The 7,507-nt window shown below is 69.8% G+C and carries 9 protein-coding genes; 5 read left to right on the top strand and 4 right to left on the bottom strand.

Translation table 11 applies throughout. The features are described 5' to 3' along the window. Positions 1 to 754 (top strand): cyclic nucleotide-binding domain-containing protein (locus tag D7X32_RS41805; protein ID WP_120608088.1); only part of this gene is annotated, 754 nt, incomplete at its 5' end. A 170-nt stretch (positions 755 to 924) separates the two neighbouring features. Here the strand turns inward: D7X32_RS41805 and D7X32_RS41800 are convergent. Further along, the gene (locus D7X32_RS41800; RefSeq protein ID WP_120608087.1) at positions 925 to 1,506 is read right to left on the bottom strand and encodes a YdeI/OmpD-associated family protein; all 582 of its coding nucleotides are present in this window, start codon (positions 1,504 to 1,506) and stop codon (positions 925 to 927) included. A 105-nt stretch (positions 1,507 to 1,611) separates the two neighbouring features. On the opposite strand from D7X32_RS41800, the gene D7X32_RS41795 reads away from it, so the two are divergent. Beyond that, complete coding sequence (locus D7X32_RS41795; protein WP_120608089.1) at positions 1,612 to 2,358, top strand: hypothetical protein; 747 nt, start codon at positions 1,612 to 1,614, stop codon at positions 2,356 to 2,358. Positions 2,359 to 2,377: 19 nt separating this feature from the next. Here D7X32_RS41795 and D7X32_RS41790 read toward each other — a convergent pair whose 3' ends face one another. Beyond that, positions 2,378 to 3,385, bottom strand: coding sequence for an Lnb N-terminal periplasmic domain-containing protein (locus D7X32_RS41790; protein ID WP_120608086.1), 1,008 nt, complete (start codon positions 3,383 to 3,385; stop codon positions 2,378 to 2,380). 187 nt (positions 3,386 to 3,572) lie between these two features. Here D7X32_RS41790 and D7X32_RS41785 point away from each other — a divergent pair, with 187 nt between their 5' ends. Beyond that, positions 3,573 to 3,800 carry an MbtH family protein gene (locus D7X32_RS41785; protein ID WP_014397734.1) on the top strand — a complete coding sequence of 76 codons (228 nt, stop codon included), beginning with the start codon at positions 3,573 to 3,575 and terminating at the stop codon, positions 3,798 to 3,800. Between the two features lie 62 nt (positions 3,801 to 3,862). Here D7X32_RS41785 and fruA read toward each other — a convergent pair whose 3' ends face one another. Beyond that, the gene (gene fruA, locus D7X32_RS41780; protein WP_043321786.1) at positions 3,863 to 4,549 is read right to left on the bottom strand and encodes a response regulator transcription factor FruA; all 687 of its coding nucleotides are present in this window, start codon (positions 4,547 to 4,549) and stop codon (positions 3,863 to 3,865) included. Between the two features lie 485 nt (positions 4,550 to 5,034). Here fruA and D7X32_RS41775 point away from each other — a divergent pair, with 485 nt between their 5' ends. Continuing rightward, positions 5,035 to 5,820 carry an RDD family protein gene (locus D7X32_RS41775; protein ID WP_120608085.1) on the top strand — a complete coding sequence of 262 codons (786 nt, stop codon included), beginning with the start codon at positions 5,035 to 5,037 and terminating at the stop codon, positions 5,818 to 5,820. Between the two features lies 1 nt (position 5,821). Continuing rightward, entirely contained in the window at positions 5,822 to 6,832 is a 1,011-nt protein-coding gene (locus tag D7X32_RS41770) for a stage II sporulation protein M (protein WP_120608084.1), read from the top strand. Here D7X32_RS41770 and D7X32_RS41765 read toward each other — a convergent pair. Further along, positions 6,748 to 7,263, bottom strand: a complete 516-nt coding sequence (locus tag D7X32_RS41765; protein ID WP_120608083.1) for a J domain-containing protein — start codon at positions 7,261 to 7,263, stop codon at positions 6,748 to 6,750. The genes D7X32_RS41770 and D7X32_RS41765 overlap by 85 nt on opposite strands. Between the last annotated feature and the right edge of the window lie 244 nt (positions 7,264 to 7,507).

Below are 7,507 nucleotides of genomic sequence, written 5' to 3'. Positions count from 1 at the left end.
GGTCACCCTCGCGCACCACCACCTGCCCGCCGGCCAGGTGGTGGTGCGCGAGGGTGACCCGGGACACTCCATGTTCGTCGTGCTGGAGGGCCGCGTCGCGGTGATGCGTGGCGGCGACAACGGCACCAACACGGAGGTCGGCCGCCTGGGGGCCGGCGAGTTCTTCGGCGAGCTGGCGCTGCTCACCGGCACGCAGCGCACCGCCACCATCGTCACGGCGGAGGACACCGTGCTGCTGGAGCTCACCCAGGCCGGTGTCCGGGAGCTGGGCAAGGACTACGGCGTGAAGGGCGAGCAGATGCAGGTGACCGCCCGGGAGCGCCTGCTCGCGGACGCGCTGCGCAGCAACCCGCTCATCGCCGCCCTGCCCCCGGAGGTGCAGCACGAGCTGGGGGATGCCTTCGTGCCCTGCACCGTCCCCGCCGGAGAGACGCTGCTCACCCGGGGCCAGCCGGGGGACGCGCTCTATGTCCTCATCCGGGGCCAGTGCGAGGTCTTCCACACGCACGACGACGGCCGCCAGTCCCCCTACCCCACGCTGGAGGAAGGCGCCCTGTTCGGGGAGATCTCGCTCTTGCGCAGCCGGCTGGCCACCGCCACGGTGCGCACCGTGACGCCCTGCACGCTCCTCAAGCTGGAGCGCGACGTGTTCAAGAAGGCCTTCCTGGGCCAGCCCGACCTGCGCGGCGCCCTGGTGCGCCTGGGCCTGGAACGGCTCAAGCACACGATCGAAGTCATGGGCGGGCCGAAGTAGCCCGCCGCCCTGCGCCATCCCTCTTTCTGGTCTGCGCGAGCGTCTGGCTTCACTGAGAGGGAATCGCTTCATCCCAGACATGCAACGGCGCGGTGAACGCAGTTGTCTGTCCAGCACCCTCCGACGGATATCGAAGAGAGGCCCGCGACCGTGAGCACGGGCCTCCTGCCTCAGCCGTGGATCGTCTCCCCGGCCTCCAGCATCGCGACGAATTTCTCCAGCCGCCGCGCGCGCGTCTCCGGCTTCTTCGCGTCGTGGAGCCGGAAGAGGATGGCGTAGCGGTTGGCGCGCTTGAGCGTGGCGAAGAACGCCTTCGCCTTCGGGTTCTTCGCGAGCGCCAGGGTCAGATCCTCCGGAACCTCGATGGTCTTGGACCCCGCATACGCGGCCTCCCAGCGGCCATCCGCGCGGGCCGCCTCCACCTGATGCAGGCCCGCGGGCTTCATCCGTCCGGAGGCGATCAGGGCCTCCACCTTGCCGCAGTTGATCTTCGACCACTTGCTGCGCGGATTGCGCTGCGTGAAGCGCTGGAGGAAGTACTCCGCGTCGAGCGCGCCCTTCTGTCCGTCAATCCAGCCGTAGCAGAGCGCCACCTCCAGCGCCTGGGCATACGTCACGGACGCGATGCCGGACTCAAGCTTCGCGATCTTCACCCAGACGCCCGGCGAGTCGGCATGGTGCTTCTCCAGCCACTTCTCCCAGGCCTTCTCGGACGCGAACGGCACGATGGGGAGTTCCTGCTTCGCCTTCATCCGGAGTCACGCCTTTCCCTGCCCCGCGCCATCCGCGCCGGGTTCAGGACATTCGCACTCTACCGGCGGAAGGCGGCGGGCGAGGAAGGCGTTATGAAATACACCATGGCCGATTCCACCTCCCGTCCGCCCGACGCCGTGCCGCCCTCGCTCGCCCGCGTGGCCTTCCACGCCGTGGCGGCCGGCCTCACCCCGCTCATCCCCGTGCCCTTCCTGGACGACTACGCCCTGCGCCAGGTGCGCGAGCAGTCCGTGCGCGACCAGCTCAAGGAGCGGGGGCTGAAGGCGCCGGACAAGGCCGTGGCGGTGCTCGCCGGCTCGTACGACGCGCGCAGCCTGGGCGGACGGCTGGTGTCCTATCTCAAGGCCGTGGCCCTCTTCCCGGTGCGCAAGGTGTTCCGCAAGGTCTTCTTCGTCCTCTGGGTGAAGGACTGCGTGGACCTGACCAGCGTGTGCCTGCACCACGGCTACCTGCTGCACCACGCGCTCCAGCGCGGTGACCTGGACGCGGCCTCGCTCCAGGGGGACGCGCCCCAGAAGGTGCAGGCCGCCATCGTCGCCTCCTGCGCGGAGATGGACTCCCGCCCCATCAACCAGGCCCTGCGCCGCATCTTCCGGAGCAGCCGGGTGCTGATGGCGGAGGCGACCCGCGCCTTCCTGGATCCGAAGCACGGCGGCGCCCGCGTGCCCGACCCGAAGGGTGAGAACGCGGAGGTGAAGTCCCTCACCGACCGGCTGATCCAGGAGCTGTTTGAGGAGCGCGGCTACTTCACCGCGCTGGAGGCCCACTACGACAAGCACCTGAAGCACGGCCCCGCGGCCCCGGCGCCCCAGGCCGCGACGGGCACCTGAAGCCAGACGGCGCCAGACGTCAGGGCACGGGCGCGGTGGCGGTCTCCAACGGCGCGCGGATGCGGGCGGAGAAGTCGTCCCGCCCCTGCGCCGCCAGTGCGCGCGCGTTGATGTGGTAGCGCTGGCGGACCTGCGCCAGCGGCACGTCCGTGTCGATGATGCCCAGTTCGTACGCGAGCTCGTCCGCGAACGCGGGCATCAGCGTGCGGTGGTCGTACGGCACGTCCTTCGTGGCCACCTTCTCGAAGTGGTGCACCAGGTTGGTGGTGCAGTTGCTGGTGAGCGTGTCGTAGAACTCCGGCTGCGTGTGCAGCCCGTTCATCCGCTGCACCATGTCCATGAAGAACGCGGTGATGCGCTCCTTGGACGCCGTCACCGGATACACATACACGTCGTCATGGCGGAAGTTGGAGCGCAGCTGCACCAGGTCCCGCTCGTCGCCCACGACGTAGGTGATTTCAAAGCGGCGGAACAGCCCGCCCACCGCGGAGAACGTCTCCCCCTGCTCCCGCCGCACCTCCACGGAGAACACCACGTGGCGGCCGTCCTGGAAGCCGAAGCTCACCATCGTGTGCGCGGCGCCGTAGAACCCGGAGAAGGGCTCCACGATGAACGACGCCTCCGTGAGCGCGTCCGTGTCGTAGGTGGCCGTGTACCAGGCGGGGTCCCAGTCCGTGGTGCCGCGGTAGCGGAAGTCGCGCACGTCGTGCACCGTCACCTGGGAGCCGGCCACCTCCGCCCACGGCGCCCGCGCCAGGTCCGGCGCCCAGTCCCGCGTGTTGGAGGGCTGGAACGTCCGCACCCAGCCCAGGACGGACAGGCCCCCCAGCAGCATCACCGCCACGCCCCAGCGCCGCGAACGCCACCGCCACGCGGCCACCGCCCCGGCCACCAGGGCCCCCGCCACGAGGACCCGGGCCACGTGCGGCCCCTCCGGGCCGGTTCCCGTCAGGGCCAGGGCCAGCGAGGCCCAGACGCCTCCCACCAGGAGCAGGAGCCCCGCCACGGCGTTCTTCCAGATGCGCATGCGGCCGAGTATCCGTGCCCCACGCCGCTCGTGTCACGAACGCGGATTCCGGGCGCAACCCCGGCGAGCGGCCGGGCGCGGATCCACCCTCACGGGAAGGCTCGGGATTTGTCGCAATCGCCTACCTTGACCGCTTTTCCCCGGGTGTGCGACGAAAGGGGGTCCCCTGCTTCCAGGAGTCACCCCGATGAGCGACGAGCGCGAAGACACGACCGTGTACAAGGTCGTCGTCAACCACGAAGAGCAGTACTCCATCTGGCCCGCGGACCGTGAGAACGCGCTGGGCTGGAAGGATGCCGGCAAGCAGGGCCTGAAGGCCGAGTGCCTGGAGTACATCAAGGAGGTCTGGACGGACATGCGTCCCTTGAGCCTCCGCAAGAAGATGGAAGAGGACGCGGCCCGCAACAAGAACTGAGGGCCGCGCGCGCTTCCCCACCACGCCCTCCCCGCTTCAACGGGGAGGGTGGGCCGTCCCCGTCAGAGGTCCGGCGGAGGCCTGACGCCCAGGTGGCAGGCGCGCAGGGCGAGCTGGGTGCGGTTCTCCGCGCCCAGCTTGCGGTAGAGCTGCGTGACGTGTGACTTCACGGTGCGCTCGGCGATTTGCAGGTGCGCGGCGATCTTCAGGTTGTCCGCCCCGCCCGCCACGTACTGGAGCACCTCGCGCTCCCGCTGTGTGAGCAGCAAGAGCACGCTCGCCGTGGGTGACGTCACCGGCGGATGCTCGAAGTCGTTGCGCAGCAGTTGCACTGGGAAGAGGCGCTCGCCCCTCACCAGCGACTGCACCGCGGAGGACACCGCGTTCACGCCCAGCCCCGCGCGGAAGAGGTACCCCGAAGCCCCTTCGTCGAAGCATTGGGAGATGACCTCCGGCGTGCTCACCGCGGACAGAAGCAGCATGCGCACTTCCAGCCGGCGCTTGCGGGCCTCACGCAGCAGGTTGAGCCCCTCCGTCACGGAGCATCCGATGGCGGCTTCGCCATCGCTCTCCACGTCGAGGATGGCCACCTGCGGTGGATCCGTGCCGAGCCCGTCCAGGAAGCCGCGCACGTCGCGCGTCACCGAAGTGGAATGACCCTCACCCCGAAGCCCGTCGGACAGGCCCTGCCAGGCCGCCCACGGTCCTTCGAGAATCGAAATACGAACTGCCGATTGATTCGCTGCCATGCGATGGCCCCCCAGCCGTCGTGGCGAATTGCTTTCAATGCTACCTGTCGACTTCAACCTGCCCCGGAGTCGGTGGAACCGCGGCGGAACTTCCGCCAGTGCTGAGCGTGCGAGAACCGCGCTTCAACTCCATCCGGGGGTCTTGTCAGTGCTGCCCTGCGGACTGCGCTTGCGACTGCCGAACTGGCCCATCCGGGCCGTTCCTCCTTTTCCGTTTCAGGCAATTCCAGCCAACCGAGACCCTAACATCATCCAAGGCCTCTTGCGAACCGCCCCTGTCGGGACTGTCAATTGCGCACGGAACGCATCGAAATCCAGGGCCTCGTCCGTCAGGTCGTGATCGCTGTCGTCCGCGGGACACGCATCCTGCGTCCACATTTCAATGTTTCGCTCGGTGTTTCGTACAATGCCCAGGCACGGGAGCCGGGCCGCGCGGAGATGGCGCGTACTGGACGCCAAGGGCGTATGCTGTGCGTCCCACGCGCATGACTCCCTCCGCCCCCGCACCCCATGTCGACGTCGCCACGCCCGAGCGGGTGGCGCTCTCCCTGCCCGTGGCCGGCATCGGCTACCGCTGTCTCGCGTGGCTGGTGGACGCGAGCCTGCTGTTCTTCTTCTGGGTGGCGCTCTACTTCGTCATCACGCTGCTGGTGTCCGACGTGCTGGGTGCCTTCCAGGCGCTGTCGGGGCTCACGCAGACACTGCTCGCGGTGGGCCTCTTCGCCACGCAATGGCTGTACTGGACGCTGGCGGAGGTCTTCTTCCATGGACAGACACCCGGCAAGCGCGTGATGCGCATCCGGGTGGTGCGCGAGGATGGCTCGCCGGTGGGCTTCTTCGAAAGCGCGGTGCGCAACCTCTGCCGTGCAGTGGACTTCCTGCCGGTGCTCTACGCCACCGGTTGCATCACCATGCTGCTGGACTCGAAGCACCGCCGGTTGGGGGACCTGCTGGCCGGCACCGTGCTGGTGCGCGAAGAGGCCATCGACCTGGACAAGTACACACAAGGCCCCGCGACGGACGCCGCGCCCGCCTCCACGCCCGCGCCGGATGCCAGCATGCAGCGGCCCCTGGACGCGGCGGACGTGGAGCTGGTGCTGGCCTTCCTCGCGCGAGCGCCCGGCCTGGAGCCGGAGGTGAGGCGGCGCCTGGGCACCCGGCTGGTGGACCGCGTGGGTGCATCCCTGACGGACGAGGAGCGCGCGCGGGTGCTCCAGTCCGCGGAGGGCACGGAGGCCTTCCTGCGCACGCGCGCGAAGGCGGCCCACTGACATGGCCACGCCCCTGCCCACCTTCGTCACGCGGCGCCGGCCGGACTGGGACGCGCTCCAGGCGCTGCTGACGCGCCAGCGCGCGGGCCGGCTGGGGCTCACGGAGCTGCGCACGCTGGACACGCTGTACCGGCGCGCCGCCGCGGACCTGGCGCAGGCGCAGACGTTCTATCCAGGCACGGACGCGCACCGCTTCCTCAACCAGCTGTGCGCGCAGGCGTACGGCGCCATCTATCAGCCGCCGCGCGAGCGCTGGGCCTCCACGCGCGACTTCTTCCGGCGAGACTTCCCCGCCACCCTGCGCCGCGAGGCGCGCTTCGTGGGCGTGAGCGCGGGTCTGCTGGTGCTGGGCCTGCTGCTGGGCGCGCTGGTGGTGACGCTGGAGCCACGCGGCGCGGAGCTGCTGGTGCCGGAGGGCGTGCGGCGCTACGTGGCGCAGGGGCGCATGTGGACGGATGACCTGTTGTCCGTGGCGCCACCCAACGCCGTGGCCTCCGGCATCGCGACCAACAACCTCACCGTCACGCTGTTCGCGTTCGCGTCCGGCATCCTGTTGGGCGTGGGTCCCATCTTCACGCTCGTGAACAACGGCGTGCTCATTGGCGCGGTGGGCGCGCTGTGCTTCCGCGAGGGCATGGCTGCGGGCTTCCTGGACTTCATCGCCGCGCACGGGCCGGTGGAGCTGTCCATCATCGTCATCGCGGGCGGCGCGGGGCTGATGGTGGGCCAGGCGCTCATCGACCCCGGCGAGCTGCCGCGCGCGCAGGCGCTCCAGGCGCGGGGACGTGAAGCGGTGAAGCTGGTGGTGGGCTGCGCGCCCTTCCTCGCCGCCATCGGCGCGGTGGAGGGCTTCATCTCCCCGGGCCACCTGTTCCCCACCTGGGCCAAGGTGGGGCTGGGCCTGTCGCTGGGAGCCCTCTTCTGGCTCTACCTGTTGCGCGCGGGCAGGACGGTCGCGGGCGTGGCGCGCGCGGACGTGCCGGAGGCCAGTGCCTCCAACCGCTTGCGCTGACGGTGCTTGAGGATGCGCTCGTAGGCGGCGTTGAGCTCACGCATCTGCTCCGCGGAGCCGCCCCGGTCCGGGTGCCGCTCCATGGCCAGCGCGTGGAAGCGCGCGCGAATCACGTCCGGCGGATCCAACGGCGACACGCCCATCGTCTGGTACGGGCACTGCTCCTGGACGGCGGTGAGCCACTTGTCCAGCCGGTCCTTCACCTCCACGAAGCGCGCGTCCGCGTCCGCGGTGTCCTTCACCGGGTGCGTGCGCATCTTCGCGTCCGCGCGGAAGACCTCGCTGTAGGTGCTGGACACCCAGCGGTGGCATGAGCCACACCGGAAGTACTTCACCCGGGTTCCGGGCTGGAGTGTCATCATCACGCCGCAGTGGGTGCACTCCACCGTGACGTTCTCCAGTGTCTGCCAGCTCGCGACCGCCGCACCCATGGTGACTTCGCCCTCCGTTCGCAACACGCCTGTAGCGCCAGCAACCTCCCACGTCCGGCGATCCCGTCAAGAAAATGTCGTGAACGACCCAGGGGGTGCCCCCGGTGCGCTGCCGGGCCTCCCGGGATTCGGGTAGAACGAGGCCCATGCGACCGCTCCTCGCCGCCGCCCTCCTCCTGACCGCCGCCGCGCACGCCCAGGCCCCCGTGGCCCCGGCGCTCAAGGCCTCCCCGAAGTCCGAGAA

The sequence above is a fragment of the Corallococcus carmarthensis genome (assembly GCF_003611695.1).
Taxonomy (GTDB): Bacteria; Myxococcota; Myxococcia; order Myxococcales; family Myxococcaceae; genus Corallococcus; species Corallococcus carmarthensis.
Note: the sequence above shows the minus strand (reverse complement) of the source record. Positions and strands in the feature narration are given on the sequence as shown.

What these genes read in the sequence shown, in the direction of transcription:
- D7X32_RS41765 (WP_120608083.1), bottom strand. Translation starts at nt 7,263, where the DNA reads ATGGGTGCGGCGGTCGCGAGCTGGCAGACACTGGAGAACGTCACGGTG.
- D7X32_RS41785 (WP_014397734.1), top strand. Translation starts at nt 3,573, where the DNA reads ATGAGCGACGAGCGCGAAGACACGACCGTGTACAAGGTCGTCGTCAAC.
- D7X32_RS41795 (WP_120608089.1), top strand. Translation starts at nt 1,612, where the DNA reads ATGGCCGATTCCACCTCCCGTCCGCCCGACGCCGTGCCGCCCTCGCTC.
- fruA (WP_043321786.1), bottom strand. Translation starts at nt 4,549, where the DNA reads ATGGCAGCGAATCAATCGGCAGTTCGTATTTCGATTCTCGAAGGACCG.
- D7X32_RS41775 (WP_120608085.1), top strand. Translation starts at nt 5,035, where the DNA reads ATGACTCCCTCCGCCCCCGCACCCCATGTCGACGTCGCCACGCCCGAG.
- D7X32_RS41790 (WP_120608086.1), bottom strand. Translation starts at nt 3,385, where the DNA reads ATGCGCATCTGGAAGAACGCCGTGGCGGGGCTCCTGCTCCTGGTGGGA.
- D7X32_RS41770 (WP_120608084.1), top strand. Translation starts at nt 5,822, where the DNA reads ATGGCCACGCCCCTGCCCACCTTCGTCACGCGGCGCCGGCCGGACTGG.
- D7X32_RS41800 (WP_120608087.1), bottom strand. Translation starts at nt 1,506, where the DNA reads ATGAAGGCGAAGCAGGAACTCCCCATCGTGCCGTTCGCGTCCGAGAAG.